Here is a 21,434-nt window from a genome sequence, read left to right as displayed (position 1 = left end):
AGCCCGCTATCCCGCACATGCGGTCTCGCCCTCCGCCTTCTGCTCGTCGGTGAACTCCCGCCAGAGGTCCCGCATCTCCTGGCAGTCGGCCAGCAGCTCGGGCAGTGTGCCCTCGGCATGGACCATGCCATCGCGGAGCACGATGATCCGGTCTGCCTGCTCCAGCACATGCGCACGGTGCGAGGTGACGAGGAAGGTGCGGCCCTCGCGCCCGCCGCGCAGGCGCTCAATGACCTTGCGCTCGGTCTCGGTGTCGAGCGCGCTCGCGAGGTCGTCGACGACGAGAAGGTCGGAGTCACGGACCAGCATCCGGGCCAGCGCGAGGCGCTGCACCTGCCCGCCCGACAGCTTGGCCCCGCGCGGACCGACCATGGTGTCGAGCCCGACCGCCTCCCGCAGGTCGTGGTCGAGCGCGGCGGAGTGGATCGCCGTGGACAGGTCGACGTCGTCCTCCGCGAGGCCCAGCAGGATGTTGTCCCTGACCGTGTCGCTGCACAGGCGCGGCGTCTGCGGGGTGTAGGCAGCACGCGGCGGTACCAGGAAGCTGGAGGGATCCTCGATCTCCTCGCCGTTCCAGTGGATCACGCCTCCGTCGCGCGGCACCAGACCGAGCAGGGCGCGCAGCAGGGTGGTCTTGCCCGAGCCGACTCGTCCGGTCACCACGGTGAAGGAGCCATGCTGGAGCACCAAGCTGACATCGGTGATCCCACCCTCCGAGGAGGGGTAACGGTAGGAAAGACCGGTGACCTTGAGCTCGCGCAGGCCCTGCGCGCGTTGGTCCGGCGCGGGCGCCGAACCGGCGACGTCGCGGGTGAGCTCGGCGGGGTCGGCGAGGTCGCCCAGCTTCATCAGCCGGTCCGCCGCCACGGCCGCCTGCCGATACTGCACCATCGTCTGGCCCATGGTCAGCGGCAGCCGGGTGACGAAGAACAGGTAGTAGTCGAAGAGCGCGAAGTCGCCGACGCTGAATTCGCCACCGACCATGGGGGCGGCGGCGAGCAGCAGGACGAGCCCGATACCGAGGTCGACGGCGTTGTAGAAGATGGAGTTCAGCACCTGCGTGAAGACACCGTCCTTCACCGCGGCCCGCTGCCGTTGATCGTTGAGCTCGCCGAACCTGCGCAGCATGTGCCGCTCGGCGCCGTACAGCTTGACCAGCTGGGCAGCGCCGAACAACTCGCCGAGGAAGCCGGTGATGCGGGCCGTGGCCTCCCTGCTGTCCAGCCGGTAACGCTGCACCCGGGCGTTCGCCACGGTGGCCGCGGCGATCACGGCCACCAGCGGGAGCACCACGACCAAGGTGAGCTGGAGGCTGATCTGGATCATCATCCACACCGCGATCACGGAGAACACGAGAGTGCCGAGCAGCGTGACCGGCGCGGTGAGGAAGACGATGATGTCTTGCACGTCGTCGCGGAACCGGCTGAGCGTCGCGCTGGGCGAATCCCGCACGGCCACCGCACCCGGACGCCGCAGGATCCGGCGCATCAGGTTGCCCTGGATCAGCCTCGCCGAAGAGTACTGGACGGTCGCGTCCGTGATCGCGCCGCCCAGCGACAGCATCAGCCGGGCCAGCTCCAAGCTGACCATCAGGGCCACGATGGACCAGGGATTCCAGGCCGCCTCGGCCTGATGCGTGAGCGCGTCGAAGAAGGCGCGTTCCATGAACCCCGGTATCAGCCTGCCGACCAGGAACAGGCCCAAGCACAGCAGCAGGCCCGAGTAGACCCAGGGGTGGCGGGCGATCAGGCGCCAGATGAACCGAAGTGTCACAGCAGCTCCTGTGCGGGGTCGCGGGCCAGACGACGCAGGCGGGATCCGGGGTCGGCCATCAGCGTGTCACGGGGGCCGAACTCCACGACCCGGCCGTCTTCCAGGACCATCACCTGGTCCACGTGGGCGAGCGTGGCGAGCCGATGCGCGATGACGATGACGGTGCGCCCGTGGTGCACGGCGGCCAGCGCCTCCTGCAGGAGGTGCTCGGTGGCCGCGTCGAGCCGCGCCGACGCCTCGTCGAGCACGATCACGCTCGGGTCCCTCAGCATGATCCGGCACAGCGCGACGAACTGCGCCTCGCCGGCGGACAGACCGCGCCCACCCGACTCGATCCGCGTGTCGAGTCCGCCGGGAAGCCGTTCGAGCCATTGCCGGATCCCCAGCCGGTCGGCCGCGCCAAGGATCTCCTCGTCGCCGATGCTCTCGTCGAACAGCGTGAGGTTGTCGCGGAGGGTGCCCTCGAAAAGCTGGGTGTCCTGAGTGACGATGCCGATCCGATCGCGCAGATCGGCCAGGGCCATCCGGCGGACGTCCACCCCGCCGACGCGGACGCTTCCCTCCGTGGCGTCGTACATCCGCGACAGCAGGCGGGCGAGCGTCGTCTTGCCGCTGCCGGTACGGCCCACCACGCCCAGCACGGCGCCCGGTTCGAGGTGGAAGGACACATCGTGCAGCGCGGGAGGGGCGTCCGGGTCGTAGGCGAAGCTCACCCCGTCGAACCGCACGGCGAGGGCGCCTTCCGGCGGCTTCTCCCCCGGTCCGTCGGTCACCGACGGGCGCAGGGAGAACAGCTCGGCGACGCGACGTACGCCCGCGTTGGCCTGTTGGAGGTCCTGAATCTGCACGCGGACCTCGTTGAGCGGGGTGTAGATGGCGTTGGTGTAGGCGACGACGAGGTAGACCGTCCCGATGGTCGCTTCTCCGTTGGTGAACAGGTAGGCGCCGACCGCGAGGGCCGCCCCGTACCCGAGCAGGTAGAGCCCGTGCAGCGACAGAAAGATGGAGTTCGACCGCATCCGCGCCCGGCGTTGCCACGTCAGGACGTCGCCGCCCAGACCGGACAACCGCGCGAGAACGTGACCCTCCGCGGCGTTGCTGCGGATCTCCTCCGTGCTCGCCAGCCGCTCCTCCACGTACCCGTACAGTTCGGTGCTCGCCTCGCGCGCCTTCACCCAAGAGCCGACGGCGATGTCGCGGACCCTCGACAGGACGGCGATGGCGCAGATCGCGTAGAGCAACAGGGTCAGGCCGATGCGCCAGTCGGTGAGGAACAGCGAGACGAACACGCCGAGCAGGAGCAGGGCGTTGCTGAGGATGAGCAGGAAGGCGTTGGACAGGAAGTTGGCCAGCGAGGTCACGTCTCCGTCCACTCGTTCGATGAGCTCGCCCGGCGTGTGGTCGCGCTGGAACCGGATGTCCTGACTCAGGCAGTGCCTGGTCAGGTCGAGCCGTACCAGGTTGGTCATCGTCCACGCCGCCTTCTCCCCGACGTACGTGGCAGTGATGCGCAGTGCCTGGAGCACGAACGCGGTGGCCAGGTAGGCGACCGCCAGCATGACGAGCGGCTCGATCAGCCCGCCGGCGACGCCGTCCATGTAGTGACGGACGATCTGCGGCGCGCCCACCTGCAAGAGCGTCGCGCCGAGCAGGAGCGTGCCGAGGACAGTCAGCCGTCGCCGCTCGGGGCGGGCGTAGGCGCGGAACAGTGACCACTGCACCGACGAGGCCGCTGCCCGCCACAAACCGGTTGCCCGGGCGTCGAAGGCGGTCACGATCCGCCCTCGACAGCATGCCCGGCGAGCGCGTGCGCCACGCGGTCCGCCAGCTCGGCGACGGTGGGCGCGTCGAACAGGATGTGCATGGGAAGTTTCACTTGGAAGGAGTCCTCAATTCTGGCGAACAGGTGCAGTGCCAGCAGTGAGTGCCCGCCGAGCTCGAAGAAGTCGTCGTTGACACCGATCGACGGAACATCGAACAGCTCCGCCCACAGGCCCGCGAGCTGATCTTCGAGTTCGCTGCGCGGGGCCTGGAACCGGTCGCGCACGCCGTCGCGCCCGGGGTGGAGCGCGGCCAGCGCGGTGCGGTCCACCTTGCCGTTGGGGGTTCTCGGCAGCTCGTCCACCACCGCGAAAACGCCCGGCACCAGGGGCTCGGGCAACCGGGCGCGCAACCGGGCGCGCAGCTCGTCCACGGCGATGACCGCACCAGGCTCGGCGACGACATGGGCACCGAGGGTATCGCCGGTGAGCGCGACCACGGCGTCGCGCACGCCGGGACACGCCCGCAGGACCGCCTCGACCTCCTCCGGCTCGATGCGGTGGCCGCGGACCTTCACCTGGTTGTCCGCGCGCCCGCACAGCACCAGCGAGCCGTCCGGTCGCAGCCTCGCCATGTCGCCCGTACGGTACAGGCGCGCCCCCGGGGTCGTGGAGAACGGATCAGGGACGAACCGCTCGGCGGTCAGGGCGGGGCGCCGCAGGTAGCCGCGCCCGATTCCCGCGCCGCCGATGTGCAGCTCACCGACGGCCCCGACGGGAACCGGCGTCAGCCGGTCGTCGAGGATGTGGAGCGTGGTGCCGGCGATCGGCCGTCCGGCGGGGATGGGGTCGAGATGCACGCCGGGCGGGCATTCGCCGACCGAGCTCCACACGCCGGCCTCGGTGACGCCGTACTCATTCCAGAGCGCGGCATCGGGCAGTCGATCGTGGTGCGTCTTGGGCAGCCGGGGCGGCACGGTCTCCCCCGCCACGATCACCACGCGCAGCGACCGGAGCCGCGGCGGCGCGGTCACGTCGTGCAGGGCGGCGTAGAGGGAAGGCACACTCAGCACGTGCGTGACCCGCTCCCGTTCGATGAGGGAGGCTATCCCCCCGGCGTCGCCCAGGCCGCCCTCGCCGGGAAGCACCAGCCGTCCGCCGGTGCAGAGCGTCCAGAACAGGCCGGCCACCGAGCTGTCGAAGGCGATGGAGGAAAGCAGCAGGAAGGTGTCCACCGGCGATCCATAGTGATCCACGCGCGCGGCGGTCGACTGCGCCAGGTTGTGATGGGTCACCACGACGCCTTTCGGCCGGCCCGTGGAGCCCGACGTGTAGATCACGTAGGCGGCGTCCTGCGGCGAGACCGCGCTGATGCCGCCGGATTGGGCTTCGACGTCCTCTGCCTCGACGTCCACGATCACGGGTGGCGAGCCGCCGACCTGCTCGGCCAGCGACCGTGTGGTCAGCAGCATGGCGGGCTCCGCGTCGGAGAGCACGAGCCTCGTGCGTTCCGCGGGGTAGCCCGGGTCCAGCGGGAGATAGGCCGCTCCCGTTCTCAGCACGGCCAACACGCCGGCGATCAGCTCCACCGAGCGTTCCAGCATGACACCGACGAGCGCACCAGGCCCGGCACCGTACGCGCGCAGCCGCGCCGCCATCCGCGTGGCGAGCTCGTCGAGCTCGCGGTAGCTCACGGTGCGGCCGTTGTGCGTCACTGCCGCCGCGTCGGGGGTCTTTCGCACCTGGTCGTCGAACCGCCGGTGGACCAGCGCCACCGAAGCCGTCGCGCGCGCGTCATCCCGCCGGTCTGGCTGGTTGCCGGCGGACCACGACAGACGCGACATCGGCGTGTCGGGGCGTGACGTCGCGGCGGTGACGAACGCGCCGAGGTCGGCTACCATCCGCTCGGCCGTCGCGGGCTCGAACAGGTCGCGGTCGTAAGTCAGGATCAGGTGCAGCCCGTCGAGCTCCTCCAGGGCGAGCAGCCGCAGGTCGTAGAAGGTCGTGCCGGTGTCCGCCGCCACCTGACGCAAGGTGGCGCCCGGCAGCTCGAGGGCCGCTTCCTGGCGCGGCATGAACTGGAACAGCACCTGGAAGAGCGGCGAGCGTGCCCCCTCGCGTGCGGGGCGAAGCTCCTCGATGACCCTTTCCAGCGGGATGTCCTGATGCTCGTACGCGCTCATGGCCATGTCACGTGTCCGACCGACGAGCTCGGCAAAGCTGGGATCCCCGGACAGGTCGGCACGGATGGCGAGCGTGTTGACAAAACAGCCCACGAGCCCTTCGAACTCGGTCCTGGTCCGGTTCGTGACGGGGACGCCGATCGTGAAGTCGGTCTGTCCGCTGTATCGGCCGAGCAGCGCGGACAGCGCCGCCATCAGGGACATGTGCGACGTCACGCCCAGTCGCGCGGAGGTCTCTCGCACCGCCTCGAGCACGGGTTGCGGAAGCGTCAGGCGAGCTCGCCCGCTGCGGCGCGATGGGGCCTCCGGCCGGGGTCGGTCGGTTACCAGCTCGAGCGCGGGCGCTCCGTCGAGACGGCTCCGCCAGAAGGCGAGCTGGCGATCGAAGTCCGCGCCCCGCAGCAGCCGCCGCTGCCACGCGGCGAAATCGGCGTACTGCGCGGGCAGCGGGGCCAGGTCGGGGGCGTCCCCAGCCGTGATCCGTCGATACGACTCGGCGAAGTCGCGGATGAACACGTCGATCGACCAGGCGTCGCCGACGATATGGTGCATCACGACGGCGAGGACCCACTCGTGCTCGGCCGTTCGCACCAGCGCGGTGCGAAGCAACGGGGGCGTCCCGAGGTCGAAGGCGGCACGGCCGAACTCTCGCAGCCACTCGTCGGCCCGGTCGGCTCGGCCGCGCAGGTCGGCGACCTGAACGGGCACGGTGACGGCGTCCTCCACGCGGGCCTTGGGCTCTCCGCCGACCATCACGAAGGCCGAGCGCAGCGTCTGGTGCCTGGCGGCGACGGCGGCGATCGCGCGCTCCGCCACGGCGGCGTCGATGTCGCCGTCCACCTTCCACGCGGCGGCGATGTTGAAGACGGCGTTGCCGGGCTGCACCTGGCTCGCGAACCACAGCCGTTCCTGGGCGTGGCTGAGATCGGTCAGCAGCCGCCGGGCGGGCGGGCCGACCGGCGCGCCGGTCTCCCGGCGCAGGCGCTCGGCGTAGTCGGCGAGTCTCGGCGTCTCGATCACCGCCAGGGGCGACAGCTCCACGCCGAAGGCGTCCCTGACGCGCGAGGCCAGCCGGATCATCAGCAGGGAGTGCCCGCCCAGCCGCACGAAGTCGTCGTCGACGCCGATGGGGCTGATGTCGAGGAGCTCCTCCCAAATCTTGGCGAGGCGGGTCTCCAGCCCGTCGCGGGGCGCCGGCTCGAGGCGTGCGTCGCCGTCCGGCCGAGGGCCGGGTTCCGGCAGAGCCTTCCTGTCGAGCTTCCCATTGGCCGACCGCGGCAGCTCGGGCAGCACGGTGACATGGCGGGGGATCATGTGGGCCGGCAGGTCGCGCCCGAGCTCCTCCCGCACGCGAGCGGCAGAGAGCTCGGCGCCACCGGCGGGCGTCACATAGGCGGCCAGCGCCGTGCCCGACGCGTCGGAGAACGGCGCCACCAGCGCCTCGGCCACGCCCGGCAGGCGCATCAGGGCGGCCTCGACCTCGCCGGGCTCGACCCGATGTCCTCTGATCTTGAGCTGGTGGTCGATCCTGCCGAGGAACTCGAGCTCGCCGTCAGGCCGGTATCTGGCCAGATCTCCGGTGGCGTACAGGCGCGCCCCTGGCGTCTCACCGAACGGATCAGGCACGAACCGCTCGGCGGTGAGGCGCGGCGCGTTCAGGTAGCCCCGCGCCAGGCAGGCGCCACCGATGTAGAGCTCTCCCGGCACCCCGACAGGGACCGGCGAAAGATCCAGGTCGAGCAAATGAACGGCGGTGTTGGGAATGAACCGGCCGATGGGCACCGGGCGCTGCCCGGATTCGATCTCGCATTCGTGGTCGGTCACGTGGATCGCGGCCTCCGCCGGGCCGTACAGGTTGAACAGGCGGACCCCCGGATAGGCAGTCAAGAAGCGGTCCCGCAGGTCGTACGGCAGCGCCTCACCTATGCACAGGACCCTGCGCAGGCGGTCGAGCGAGGGCGCGCCCGAGTCGAGATACGCTCGCAGCATCGTGGGGACGAACTGCGCGGTCGTCACCCCGCGCGTCTCGATCACCCGGGCGAGGTGATGCGGGTCCAGATGCCCTTGAGGCGTGGTGACCACGATCCTGGCGCCCGCGGTGAGCGGCCAGAAATACTCCCACACCGAGACGTCGAAGGTGAGGCGCGTCTTGAGCAGCACGGCGTCGGAGCCGTCGAGCCGGTGGACGTCCTGCATCCGGCGCAGCTCGTTGCAGACGGCGCGGTGGGTGTTGACCGCGCCCTTCGGTTTTCCGGTGGATCCCGAAGTGAAGATGACGTATACCGCGTTGTCCGGATCGACCGTGACGTCAGGGTTCATGGCGGGCCCCGCGCCGGAGCCGGCGTCATCCAGCGGCACGGTCATGCCCGGCCATCCCGCGGCCTTCTCCCGGCCGGCGCGGTCGGTGAGCGCGAGCGCCGGCGACACGTCGGTCAGCAGCGCGGCCACCCGGTCGGCGGGATCGCCCGGGTCCACGGGCACGTAGGCCCCGCCCGCCTTGAGCACGGCCAGCAGCCCGACGACCAGTTCGCTCGACCGCTCGGCGCACACGGCCACCAGCGTCTCCGGGCCCACGCCGAGGGCGGACAGACGGTGGGCCAGACGGTTGGCGCGCTCGTTCACCTCGCGGTAAGTGAGACTGCCGCCGTCGAATTCAACCGCCACCGCGTCGGGCGTGCGCTCCGCCTGGGCCTCGATGAGCTGGTGCAGGCACTCGTCAGCGGCGGCAGGCTCGGCCGTGCCGCTCCACTCGGCGATGCGGGACCGGTCCGCCTCGGGGACGGACGGCAGCGCGGAAAGGCGTCGCGCCGGGTCCTCGGCGACAGCCCGCAGGATCTCCTCCAGGTGCGCCAGCATCCGCTCGGCGGTGGCGGCGTCGAAGAGCTCCGCGTCGAAGTTGAGGTTGAGTTCGAGCCCGCCGGGATTCTCGAGCACGGAGAGGTTGAGGTCGAACAGGGCCGTGCCGGGCTCGACGTCGGCGGGTTCCAGCCGGGTGCCCTCTCCGAGGGCCACCTCCGGCGCTCCTGGAGGCACGTGGACGTACATCACCTGGAAGATCGGCGACCTCGACAGGTCCCGCTCCGGCTGGAGCTCCTCGACCAGCTTCTCGAAGGGGAGATCCTGGTTGGCGTAGGCGGCGAGGGCCACCTCTCTGCCGCGGTCGAGCAGTTCGGCGAAGCTCGGGTCGCCGGAGAGGTCCATGCGCAGCGCGATCGTGTTGACGAAGAAGCCGATCAGGTTCTCCAGCTCGACCCTGTTGCGATTGGCGGCGGGCGTGCCGACCACGATGTCCCGCTGGCCCGAGTAGCGCGCAAGCAGGATCGCGAAGGCGGTGAGCGTGGTCATCACCAGGGTCGCGCCGTGCTCGACGGACAGCCGGCGGAGGGCCCGTGTCGTCTCGTCCGGCAGAGCCCTGCGTACGGCGCCTCCCTTGTACAGGCGCCGTGCGGGGCGGTGCCGGTCGGTGGCGAGCCGCAGCGTCGGCGCGCCGTCCAGCCGCTCGCGCCAGTAGGCGAGCTGCTCGACCAGGACCTCGTCGGTGAGCCGATCGCGCTGCCAGGCGGCGAAGTCCGAGTACTGCACCGGCAGGGCGGGAAGGTCCGCCGGCACGCCGGTGAGCATCCCCCCGTAGAGTTCGGCGAACTCCGACAGCAGGACCGTCTTCGCCCACCCGTCGCAGGCGATGTGATGCACGATGAGCACGAGCACCGCCTCCTGGGGGCCTTCGCGCAGCAGCACCGCCCTGAGCAGCGGAGGGCGGGCGAGGTCGAAGGGCACGCTCGCCAGGCGGGCGAGGTCGTCGTGGTCATCGACCACGTCCAGCGCCACGTGCACGCGATCGTGGACGACGAGCCGGGGCATGCCGTCCACGCTGAGGAATCCCGTCCGCAGCACCTCGTGCCGTCGCACGATCTCGTCGAGAGCCTCCCGCACCGCCTCTGGAGCGACCGTTCCGACGATGCGCCGGGTCGCCAGCACATTGTGGCGCGGGCTGCCCGGCTCCATCTGCTCCAGGATCCACAGCCGCTCCTGGCCGAAGGAGAGCGCAGGCTCCCTGTCTGCTGGGGCCGGGGCGAGGGCGGGCGTCCTGGGTTCGCGCCGCTCCGCCATCGCCGCCTCCACGAGCGCGGCGAGGGCGCGCAGGGTGGGGGCGCGGAAGAGGGCCCGGGGCGGGAGCTCGACCCCGAAGACTTCGTGCACGCGCGACATCAGCCGGATGACCAGCAGCGAGTGCCCGCCCATCGCGAAGAAGCCGTCGTCCAAGCCGATGCGGTCGTGTCCGAGCAGCATGCTCCAGATGCCGATCAGCTGGTCCTCGACGAAAGTGCGGGGCGCCGCAGCGCCGTCCGCCGCCGTGGTGCCAGAGACGAGTTCGGTGAGCGCCCGCCGGTCGAGCTTGCCGGTCGGTGTCAGCGGCAGCGCCTCGACCACAGTGAGTTCCGCGGGCACCATGTAGCCGGGCAGCAGGTCCAGGATCCGCTCGCGCAGGCTCGGCACGGCGAGCCGGGCACCGCTCTCCGGCACGAGGTACCCGAGCAGGCGGCGTCCGCCGTCTGGCGACTCTTTCAGCGCGACGGCGGCGTCGCGCACTCCGGGCAGCAGCCGCAGGCTCGCCTCAACGCCTTCCAGCTCGATGCGGAAGCCGTAGAGCTTGATCTGCAGGTCGTCGCGGCCCAGGAACTCCAGCCGGCCGTCGGTGGTGAACCTCGCGAGATCCCCCGTGTCGTACAGGCGCGCCCCAGGCAGGTCGGAGAACGGGTGGGGCACGAACCGCTCGGCGGTCTCGGCGGGAAGGCCCACGTAGCCGCGGGCCACACCCGCCCCGCCGACATGGAGCCGGCCCGCCAACCCGACGGGCACCGGTTCGAGGTCGCGGTCGAGCAGGTAGATCTGCGTGTTGGCGATCGGCCGCCCGATGGTGACGGTCTCCCCTGGCTCGACGGGGCCCGCGCCGGCGTTCGCCGTCGCCTCCGTAGGCCCGTAGAGGTTCCACACCTCGACGCCGGGCAGTACGGCGCGCGTCCGCTCGACCAGGCGCGGCGGCAGCGTGTCACCACCGAGCATCACGCGGGTCAGCCGGCCGCCGAAGGGCACGCCGGGGTCGGTGGAGGCCACGTCGATCAGCGCCTGCCACAGAGACGGCACGCCGTTGAACCCGACGGGGCCCTCATGGTCGCGCAGCACGCGATAGAGGTGGTCTGGGTCGGCGGTGACGCCGTGGGGAAGCAACCAGACGTCGCCGCCCCGGACGAGCGGCGCGAGGACCTGCTTGAGAGAGGCGTCGAACGTCAGCCGCGAGACGGCCGGCACGGCGACATCGCCGACCAGCGTGTCGTTGACCCAGGTCAGGTAGTTGGCCAGGCTGCTGTGGGCGACCACCACGCCCTTGGGGCGCCCCGTCGAGCCTGAGGTGTGGATGATGTACGCGGCCTCGCAATCGCGCACCTCGATCAGGGGGTCGGAGTGCTCCGCGTCGTCGGCGGCCACCTCGGGCAGGTGCGCCATGCCATCGGGGAGCCGCCCGGCGAGGTGCGCTCCACCCACGACCGCGGCGGCGTCCGCGTGCCGCAGAACGGAAAGCTGCCGATCGACGGGGTCTGCGGGGTCGACGGGCATGTAGGCGCCCCCGGCCTTGAGGATGCCGACGATCCCCACCAGCGCCGGCACCGAGCTCTCCAGGCACATCGCGACCGGCGCGCCCCCCTCGACGCCGGCCTCGCGCAAGCGCGCGGCGAGGGCGTTGGCCCGGCGGTTGAGCTCGGCGTAAGTGAGCGTCTCGCCCGCGCATCTGACGGCCACCGCCTCGGGTGACCGCCTGACCTGGGCCTCGAAGAGGTCCTTGAAGCTCTGTCCGGTCACGGGCGCGATCGGCGGGTTGAACGCGTCGAGCACCTCGCGCCGCTGGTGGTCGCCCAGCCAGCGCAGGGCGCCGACCGGGGAGGCGGGCGTGTCGAGCGCGGACCTCAACAGGGTGACGTACATCTCGGCGACGCGTGCGGCGTCGCGATGCCCCATGACGGCGAGGTCGTAACCGAAATCGAGGGTCACGGCGTCGCCGGCGCGCCGGCACGTCAGGCGGAGCGATTCCCCGGGCAGGTGGGCGTCGAGACCCACGATGGCGGCGCGGGCGTCGCCGAGGTCGAACATGGCGGGATGGCGCAGGTGCTCGAAGACGATCGGCCGGCTGGCCGCCGTGGCGGGCGCGTGTTCCAGCCAGGCGCGGTGTTCGTCGAGCGTCGCGGCGATCTCGCCGAGGAGGTGCTCGAAGGACAGGTCCGCGGCGGCGCCGACCCTGACGGGCAGCCTGAGCGAGAAGGGGCCGATCGCATCGCGCAGTTCGTCGAACGTGCGGGCGTCGACCACACCGTGCACGACCACGTCCCTGCCCGCCATCCGCGAAAGCAGGGCCGTCCAAGCCGCGAACAGCACGTCGGACGGCTCGGCGCCCGCGTCACGGGCGCGCCCGTCCAGTTCGCGGACGACGTCGGCGGGCAGCGACCAGGTGACGGCCCCCCTGAGCCGGTCGGCAACGGATTCCGGCGTCGTGGGGAGCGGCCACGCCGCGTCGGTGTCCCGCTCCTCTAACCCCTTCCAGTACCGTTCACCGTCCTCCGTCTCCCGGGCGTGCCCGTGCTGCCATTCGGAGTACTGGACGTACTGGACCGCCTCTGACGGCGACAGCCGATCGCCCGACCGGAGCTCCCGGTAGGTCCGGCAGATCGCTTCCACCAGGTTGACCATGCCCCCGGCGTCGGTGTTCATGGCGGGAAGCCGCAGGTCCAACCGGGCCGACGAGGGCGAGTCAACGGTGATCCCCGCCGTGAGCACGGGACCCTCCGCGAGGTCGGGCGTGGTGGTGCCGAGCCCCTCCTCGTGCCAGCGAGCGGGCATGTCGGCCTGGACCACCTGAAGCGGGAGGGCCATGGCGGGCAGGCGCCGAAAGCAGGTGCGCAGGATCTCGTGCCGCCGTGTGACGTGCTCGATCGCCCGCCGCAGGGCTCGGACGTCGATCGGCCCGCTCAACGCGAGCCGGCAGCCGAGGACGCTGTCCTGCCCTCCGGAAAGCCACAGGGTGGCTTGCTGCGACGAGAGCCGGAATCCCTCGACGACTTCGTGGGACGCGGTCATCCCGGTCACACCCCCTTGTTCAGCTTCTGGCGGTCATAGGGGTCCGACATGGCGACGACCACCTTTCTCGCCCCCCGGTACGGCTCGCGTCCGTGGGCCATGAGCATGTTGTCGAGCAGCAGGAGATCGCCCCGCTGCCAGGGGAAGGTGATCGTGGCCTGCTCGTAGGCCCTGCGGATCTGCTCCAGGTCGGCCGGGTCGATCGGGCGGCCGTCGCCGTACCTGACGTCGCGGGGCAGGTCGTCCTCGCCGAACATCTCCAGAACCGCTCGCCGCGTCTGACGATCGAGCGATGAGATGTGGTACGCGTGCACCTGGTTGAAGAAGAGCGGTTCCCGGGTGTCCGGGTGGTCGACGACCGCGTCGAGGACGTGGCGGGTCCGGAGCGTGCCGTCGGGTGGCCACTCCCATTCCATGCCGGCTCTTCGGCAGTAGTCGAGGACCGCGTCGCGGTCATCGGTCTGGAAGGCGACCTGCCAGGGGATGTCGAAGCCGTCGTGATAGTTGCGGATGTACATCACCTTGCGCTCGGCGAGGCGTCGCCTCAGCCCCGGATCGAGGAGCCTGAGCAGTTCCCGGGTGTCGGCGATGGGCGTGGCGCCGCCCTCCTCGGGGGGCTGGAGGCAGCAGAACCACAGCGTGCGCGGCCAGAAGGAGGAGTAGGCGCTCTCGCTGTGCAACGGGATGAAGCGGTCGGGCGGGAACTCGGTGGAGGTGTAGATCTTGCCGCCGACCTCGTTCCTGGGAGTGGAGCGCTCGTAGTAATCAAGCAGGTCCGGCGAGAACGCCCGCACCACCTTCTCGAAGTCCTCGGCGCTCTCGACGGCGAAGCCGCGGAACAGGATGGCGCCGACCGTGCGCAGGCGCTCGGCGATGAGGTCGCGGTTGCCCTCGACCCACTCGTCGAGCGCGACGCCGCCGTCGCCGGGCCGGATCACCAGCGGCTGCGAGGAACCCGGCCGCAGCGGCTCCATCCGCACCAGCGCGTCACGGGCGACGCGAATGGGTTCGACCTTCGCCGCTCTGAACGCGCTGAAGCTCTTCCCGCTGGACCGCTCCTGCCTTTCCAGGGCCATCAGCCGCTCCTTCCCCACGCCGGCCGCCAGGTGGCCGCACAGTTCGCTCAATCGGATCCCCGGGTCGTCCGCGACGCGTTCGAGCACCTCGCGGTACGCGCGGAACAGTCGCTCGACGGTCGCCCGATGGAACAGGTCGCTGCTGTACTCGAGGGCGGCCACCAACCCACCGTCGGTCTGTGTGAGCGCCATGTTGAGGTCGAACTGGGCCGTGTCGCTCGGCCTCTCCTCCAGAGCGAGGGCGATTCCAGGAGCCTCGAACGCCGGCATCGGCGCGTTGTGCAGGACGAACCAGATCCGGGCCACCGGAATGCGGTGCGCGACCCGATCGGGCCGCAGCATCTCCACAAGGGTCTCGAACGGCATGTCCTGGTGACCGTAGGCGCCGAGGGCGCTCTCCTTCACCCGGTCGAGCAGTTCCTCGAAGCGCGGGTCCCCGGCGAGGCTTGTGCGCAGAACCAGGATGTTTGCGAAGAACCCCACAACCGGCTCGATCTCCCGCCGGGTGCGGCCGGCGATCGGCGAGCCCACCACGATGTCGTCCTGGCCGGAATGCTGGAACAGCAGCGTCTTGAACGCGGCGAGGAGCACCATGAAGGGCGTCGCACCGCGCTCCTCCGCGAGCCGCGTCAGCCTCGCGGTCAGCTTGCCGGGCAGGGGCGCGGAGACGCGGCCGCCTCTCAGCGTGGGCTCAGCGGGCGGCGAGTTGTCCGTCGGCAGGGCAAGGTCGAGGCGCGCGCCGGCCAGCTTGCGCCTCCAGTACCCCGCCAGCGGCTCTATCCGCTCGCCGCTGAGCCGTTCCCGCTGCCAGGCCGCGAAGTCGCGGTACCGGACGGGCATGTCGGGAAGCGTGCTGGCGTCGTCGCGCACGAGCCCGTCGTAGAGCAGCACCAGTTCGCGCAGCAGCACGCCGACGGACCACTCGTCGATCACGATGTGATGCAGGGTCAACAGCAGTACGGACTCCTTGGGGGCCGTCCGCATCAGGCGGGCGGTGAACAGCGGGAGCCGCGTGAGGTCGAACCGGGTCTTGGCATCGGCGAGCACGAGTCGCCGGACGCGCTTGTCGACGTCGTCCGCTCGGGTCAGGTCGACGACGGAAAGGTCGCAGGGCTCAGCCTCGTGGATCCTCTGCACCGGCTCGCCACCGGACACGACGTAGGTGGTGCGCAGCGCCTCGTGCCGGGCGACGAGCAGATCGAGGGCACGGCGCAGCAGGCCCAGCTCGACCTCGCCCTTGACGCGGGCCACGACCTGCACGTTGTTCCCGTGATCGCCGAGGGCGTCGGCGAGCCACAGCCGTCGCTGCGGGAATGACACGGGGTAATCGGGCAGTTCGGGCTGACGGGGGATCGGCCCGTCATCGTGCTCGTCCCCTTCGTCGCGCAGCGCCAGGGCGAGCGCGGCAACCGTGCGGTGCTCGAAGATGCTCCGCAGCGGCACCTTCACCCCCAGCGCCTCGCCGATCTCGTAGACCACTTTGGTGGCCAGCAGCGAGTGGCCGCCGAGCCGGAAGAAATCGCCGTCAGCACCCACCCGGTCCAGGCCGAGCGTCTCTGCGAAGACCCGGGCCACCACCTGCTCCGTCGCCGAGCGGGGGGCGACGTACGCCTCGACCGGCGCGTTCGCGGCCTCGGCCGCCAGGGCGTGGCGGTCCACCTTGCCGTGCCGGTTGCGCGGCAGCGCGGCGGTGAACGTGATCACGGCGGGCACCAGGTGCGCGGGCAGGCGCTGCGCCAGCCAATCCCTGATCTCGTCCAGCGTCGGGGAATCCGGCGTACGGGGCACTATGTGTCCGGACAGACGCGCGCCGCCCGCGGCGCCGGTGACCGCGGCCACGGCGGCCTCGCGCACTCCGGGATGCGCCGAGAGACAGGACTCGATCTCGCCGAGATCGACCCTGACCCCTCGCAGCTTGACCTGGTGATCTCTCCTGCCGAGGAACTCGATGTGGCCGTCGGGGCGCAGGCGCGCCAGATCCCCGGTCCGGTACATGCGCGCACCGGGCTCCTCCGCGAACGGGTCCGGCACGAAACGCTCCGCGGTGAGCGCCGGCTGGTCGAAGTAGCCGTGCGCCACGCCCGCTCCACCGATGTGGATCTCGCCGACCGCGCCCGTGGTCACGGGCCGGCCGTTGCCGTTGAGGACATACACGCGGGCGTTGCGGATGGGCCTGCCGAGCGGGACGGCGTCGCCGGTCGTCCCAGGCGTGACCGGGTGGAACGTCGTCGTCATCGTGCACTCGGTGGGCCCGTACTGGTTGACGATGCCCGTCTTCGGCCCGAACGCGGCTATGAGCAGGTCGCGGTCCGCAGGGTAGAGCGGCTCTCCGCTGCTGAGCACGGTCCGCACCTGGTCCAGACGCTCGCCGCGGGCCAACAGGGTTTCCGCCAGGTCACGCAGCAGCGTGGGCACGCTGTGCAGGATTCTGGAGACCCCGGTGCGCCTGATCTCGGAGACCAGCGCCGCCGAGCTGCGCCGCCGATCATCGTCCACGATCACCACTGAAGCCCCAGCCGTGAGCGGGGCCACGCAGTCGCGCAGCCAGGCGTCGAAGGTGAAGGGCGCCTGCTGGAGCACGACGTCGGAAGCGGTCACGCCGTACTCGCCCAAGACGTAGGCGAGGTAGTTCGCCACGCTGCGGTGGCTGACGACCACGCCGTTCGGCCGCCCCGTCGAGCCGGAGGTGTGGGCGATGTAGGCCACATCGTCGAGATCCGCGCGGCCGGACGGCGCAGGCCTGGTCTCCCCCGCCGACTCCACGAGCAGGGTGACGGCCGCGCAGCCGTCCAACAGCCTGCGGTGCCGCGCATCGGTGAGCACCGCGCCGCAGCGGGCGTCCTCCAGCAGGCGGGTCACCCGGTGGGCGGGGTCATCGGCGCCGACCGCCACGAAGGCCGCGCCGAGCTCCCACACTGCCAGCACGCCGGCCACCTGGTCGGGTGAGCGATCGAGGCAGATGCCCACCCGGTCGCCGCGCCGCACGCCGGAGGCCGACAGCATGCCGGCGATCTGGGCGACGCGCTCGGCCAGCTGCCGGTAGGAGAGCCGGTTCTTGCCCCACACGAGGGCGGTGGTGTCCGGGCGACGCGCCGCCTGATCCTTGACCATCGTGTGCGGGCAGGTGAGCCGGACGTCCACGCGCGTGTCGTTGCGGGCGTGGAACTCGCGCCGCTCCGCGGCCGTGCGGATGTCGAGGTCGCCCACCATCGCCGACGGGTCGGCGGCGGCCGCTTCCACCGTGCGCAGGAAACGCTCGCCGAGCCGCCGTACGCCGTCCTCGTCATGCCGGGCCGGGTCGTAGGAGAGCAGCAGTTCGGCGTCGCGCGGTCGCACCGTGACGGCGAGCTCGAGGGCGAGCGCGCCGGTACGGCTGCGCAGCAGCGAGATCGACGGCTCGTCCTTCGTGATCCGGCAGGCGAACCCCACGGAGGCCTCCCCGGCGTCGATCTCCTGCCGCGCCCGCAATGCCACCTGGTCGAAGCGGTCGGTCTCGCCGGCGTCGGACGGGACCGCAACCCTCCTTTCGTACACCCCGACCGCGGAGGCAAGGCGCTCGTCGTCCCGGCCGTCGACGGCGAGCCACATCGCGGCCCCGCCGCGGTCTTGCGCGGGAATCGCCTGAAGGGCGATCCGCCAGCACGCGAGGAGGAAGTCCGCGAGTGGCGCCTCGATGGACCCGGCCGCCGCGGCGGCGCGAGCGAAGCTGTCCTCGCCGAGGCGGTAGCACGCCTCGGCCGGCTCCAGGTCGCTCACGAGCGCGCCGTCCGTCGTCTCGGGCGTGATCTCGCGCTGCCATTCCGCGTAGTCGGCGTACTGGGGGATCTCGTCGGCCGCGGGCAGGCCGCGGCCGTGGTAGGCGGCCATGAGCTCGCCTACGATGACGCGCATCCCCGCCGCGTCGGTGCAGAGCGCGGGCGCGCTGAGCACGAGATCCCCCGTTCCGTCCGGGGAACCGATCGCCACGCACCGCAGCTGCGGGGCCATCGCCAGGTCGGCGCCCGTACGAACGCGCCTGAGCGTTTCGGCGACCGCCGCCCGCCGATCGTCCGCGGCCGCTACGTGCTCCACCGTCGGCGCCGCGTGCGGCTCGATGACCTGCACGGCATCCTTCAGCCCGGGAAGCGTGCGAAAGGCCGTGCGCAGGATCTCGTGCCGCGCGGTCACCACGGCCAGCGCCTTTTGCAGGCCGCCTACGTCCATCGGCGCCGGCAGCGCTACCACGGCCTGCGTCCAGTGAACGTGAACGCCCCGCCTGCCCCACGCCCAGAGCCGCTCTTGCTGGGGGGAGAGGCGGTATCCCGCCACGCGGTCGCCTGTCATGCCGTCACGTCATCCAGGTAGACGGTCTCGCCCATGGTGACGAGCACCCGGCGCGGCCCCGTGAACGGCATGCGTCCATGCGCCACGAGCATGTTGTCGATCAGCAAGATGTCGCCCTCTTTCCAGGCAAAGCGCACCATGGCCGTCCGGATCGTCCGGCGCACCAGGCCGAGATCGCGAACGTCGATCGGAGAACCGTCGCCGAACGCGGCGTTGATGGGCAGCTCGGCCGCGTCGGCGACGGAGTTCAGCGCCGCCGACAGCTCCTCGCCGAGGTTCGACGGATGCCACTGGTCGGCCTGGTTGAACCAAACGGGCTCGCCGGTCACCGGATGCCGGATCACGGCCGGCCGTACCTGGCTGGTCTGCAGGCTTCCGTCCGCGTGCCACTGGAAGTCGATGCCGCCCTCCGCGCAGTACCGCTCGACGAAGTCCTTGTCGCGGGTCTCGAACACCGTGCTCCAGGCGAGGCCCGGGCCGTCGGCGTCGCGAAGGTTGCGCAGGTAGCGCACGCCCGATCGGGTGAACCTGGACACGAGGTCCTGGGGCAGCATCCGCAGCACACGCCGGCAGTCGGCGATCGGGGTCTCCCCGCCGCTTCGCGGGGCTGTCTGGCAGAAGAAGAACAGCTTCGCCGGCCACTTGTGCGCGTACGAGAGCTCGTTGTGCAGTGAGATCGGGTATTCAGGAGGATATTCGGTGGACGTGTAGACCTTCTCGGCCAGCATGGTCCGCGGCGAGGAGCCCTCGACGTAGTTGAGCAGGTCAGGTGTGAGGGCGAGCGCGAAACGCTCGAACTCCGCCACCTCCCGCACGCCGAAGTCGCGAAAGAGAATCGCGCCGTGCGTGTGCAGGCGGCGCTCCAGCAGTTCTCTGTTCGCCTCCGTCCAAGTGACCAGGTCGACCCGCTTGCTGGGCCGAATCACCAGGGGCAGCGAGCCGTCCGGCACCAAGGACTCCATGGTCACCAGGTCCGCCGCGTCGATCAGAACCGGCTTGCGCCGCGGGCGGGGTGCGCTTGGGTGCGTGTCACTCATCGAGCTGACCTCCGTGGCAGGGACGACAGAGCGGCCGTTTCCTCGAGCGTCACGGTGAAGTCGGCGACGATGTCCGTCACGGTCTGGTCCGCGAAGAGATCCGCATCGCAGACGAGATGGCCATCGAGGACGCCAGGGGCATGGCGCACGTAGAGCGTCATGTCGTGCTTGGCCGTCAACGTGGCACCGACGTCCATGTGGCTGGTCGAGCATCCCGCCAGCTCCGGGGCGTTCGCGGCGTCCATGAAGTTGAGCACCACCTGGAACAGCTCGGCGTCGTGGTCCGTCCGCAGCGCGTTCACAACCTTCTCGAAAGGGATGTGCTGCCGGAGGCGGGCCTGGTCGATCGCATCGCGGGCGCGGGCGAGCACGGTGTGCACGTCGGGCCGCCCCGCCAGGTCGACGCGCAGCGCCGCGGGGTTGATGAAGCAGCCCATCAGGCGGTCGAGATGCCGGTGTCCACGGTTGGCGAACGGCACGCCCACGACGACGTCGTCCGCGGCCGTGCGCCGTCCGAGCATGCGGGAGAAGGCGGCGAGAACGGCGGCGAACATGGTGGTCCGGTGCCCGCGCGCCCACGCCGCGAGGAGGTCCACGGTACGGCCGGTGACGTGGAACTCAGCGGTACGGGCGAGCCTTGCCGGGCGGGGCGGGTGCGAGTAGTCGGTGAGCGGACGGGAAGGCCGCCTGGTGGAGGCCAATTGGCGTCTCCAGTAGTCCAACGCCTCCGGCAGATCCCGTTCGACGGCCTGTTGCTCCCAGGCCGCGTAGTCCGCGTACTGCATCGGCGGCGCGGGGAGGAGCGGCCCTCCCGTGGCGAACGCCGCGTACAGCGCGGAAAGCTCCTGATGGAATACGGCAAAGGCGAAGTCGTCCGCGACGATGTGGTGCGCGACCAGCAGCAGAACGTGCTCGTCCGCGCGCATTCTGATCAGCCGGGCGCGCAGCAGCGGAAGCCTGGACAGGTCGAAGGGCCGGCGGCTCTCGCGGGCCAACAGCGTGGCGGCCGCCTCGTCGCGTTCTCGGAGGGGCAGATGGCGCAGGTCGTCCAGTGGCAGTGGCACGGCATCGCTGGGGAGCACCTCCTGGACGGGAAGTCCCCTTTCGCTCACGTACCTGGTCCGCAGGATGTCGTGGCGGCGGTGGATCTCGGCGATCGCGCTGCCGAGGGCCGCCGTGTCGAGCGGACCGGCGATCCGGATCGCGTCGCAGATGTTGTAGACGGCGCTGTCCGGCTCCAGCGTCTGCAGGAACCAGTGCCGGTGCTGCGCCGAGGACAGCGGAGTCCTTCCCCGCGCGGCACGGGGAACAGGGACCGCCGCGGGCGCGGAGTCAATCAGGCGGGCGAGGCCGGCGATCGTGGGCTCCTCGAAGAGGCTCACCACGGGCAACTCGATCTGGAAGGCGTCACGCGCTCTCGCGACCAGCCGCGCGGCCAGGGCGGACTGGCCGCCCAGCGCCCAGAATTCGTCGTGCACGCCGACCACGGGCAGACCCAGCACCTCCGACCAGAGGGACGCGAGCCTGCGTTCCGTATCCGTCCTCGGCGCCTCATAGGGCGTTTCGATCGCGAGGTCCCTGACGTCGGGAGGAGGCAGCATGGAGCGGTCGACCTTGCCGCTGGGCAGGACCGGTAGCGCCGCCATCCGGACGAGGCGCGACGGCACGAAGGCGGCGGGCAACCGCGACTGCGCGAACGCGCGGATCTCACCGTTCGTCAGCGTGCCCGCCCGCTTCTCGACGACGTAGGCGACTACGCGGACAGTCGGATCGACCGCGTCCTGGCCCAGGTATCGGGCCAAGCGGGCGTAGAGCAGCGAACGCTGCCGCTCGGACAGCCGCCCGACGCGCTCCCGCCATCCGGAGTGGTCCGCGGCGTCCGCGCCCCCGGCTTTTCCATTGTCGAAAGGAGAGCCGCCGAGCACGCGTTCAACCCATTTTCTCACGCAGGCTCAACGGCCGCATGTCCGTCCAGACCTCGGCGATGTGGTCGAGGCATTTTTGCCTTGTTCCGGTCATCCCGGCCGCGCGCCACCCCAGCGGCAGCTCTCGGTCGGCGAACCATATGGAATATTGCTCCTCGTCGTTGCACACGACCTGGTAGAGCCGCTGGTCGTCATCGTTGTCGGTCGACACGCGATCCCCCTTGTCCGC

General features: G+C 70.8%; 7 protein-coding genes. All 7 read right to left on the bottom strand.

From position 1 onward, the window contains the following. Positions 1 to 6: 6 nt before the first annotated feature. The 7 genes from ACIBVN_RS03270 to ACIBVN_RS03240 are packed head-to-tail and all read right to left on the bottom strand — an operon-like array spanning position 7 to position 21,416. Positions 7 to 1,773: an ABC transporter ATP-binding protein gene (locus ACIBVN_RS03270; protein ID WP_397132129.1), complete on the bottom strand. Its 1,767-nt coding sequence runs from the start codon at positions 1,771 to 1,773 to the stop codon at positions 7 to 9. Continuing rightward, complete coding sequence (locus ACIBVN_RS03265) at positions 1,770 to 3,548, bottom strand: ABC transporter ATP-binding protein (RefSeq protein WP_397132127.1); 1,779 nt, start codon at positions 3,546 to 3,548, stop codon at positions 1,770 to 1,772. Before ACIBVN_RS03265 ends, ACIBVN_RS03270 begins: the two co-directional genes overlap by 4 nt. Beyond that, positions 3,545 to 12,844 (bottom strand): amino acid adenylation domain-containing protein, encoded by a 9,300-nt coding sequence (locus ACIBVN_RS03260; protein WP_397132125.1) that lies wholly within the window; start codon positions 12,842 to 12,844, stop codon positions 3,545 to 3,547. Before ACIBVN_RS03260 ends, ACIBVN_RS03265 begins: the two co-directional genes overlap by 4 nt. 5 nt (positions 12,845 to 12,849) lie before the next feature. Then, positions 12,850 to 18,243 (bottom strand): amino acid adenylation domain-containing protein, encoded by a 5,394-nt coding sequence (locus ACIBVN_RS03255; protein ID WP_397132123.1) that lies wholly within the window; start codon positions 18,241 to 18,243, stop codon positions 12,850 to 12,852. After that, the gene (locus ACIBVN_RS03250) at positions 18,240 to 19,280 is read right to left on the bottom strand and encodes a TauD/TfdA family dioxygenase (RefSeq protein ID WP_397132121.1); all 1,041 of its coding nucleotides are present in this window, start codon (positions 19,278 to 19,280) and stop codon (positions 18,240 to 18,242) included. The genes ACIBVN_RS03255 and ACIBVN_RS03250 overlap by 4 nt, the downstream gene beginning before the upstream one ends. Continuing rightward, positions 19,277 to 21,226: a condensation domain-containing protein gene (locus ACIBVN_RS03245; protein ID WP_397132119.1), complete on the bottom strand. Its 1,950-nt coding sequence runs from the start codon at positions 21,224 to 21,226 to the stop codon at positions 19,277 to 19,279. The genes ACIBVN_RS03250 and ACIBVN_RS03245 overlap by 4 nt, the downstream gene beginning before the upstream one ends. Beyond that, a complete protein-coding gene (locus ACIBVN_RS03240; RefSeq protein WP_397132117.1) occupies positions 21,210 to 21,416 on the bottom strand; it encodes an MbtH family protein in 207 nt (68 codons plus the stop codon). The genes ACIBVN_RS03245 and ACIBVN_RS03240 overlap by 17 nt, the downstream gene beginning before the upstream one ends. Positions 21,417 to 21,434: the final 18 nt, after the last annotated feature.

Source organism: Nonomuraea sp. NPDC049400 (genome assembly GCF_044466425.1).
GTDB lineage: Bacteria > Actinomycetota > Actinomycetes > Streptosporangiales > Streptosporangiaceae > Nonomuraea.
This window is presented reverse-complemented; position numbering and strand designations above follow the sequence as displayed.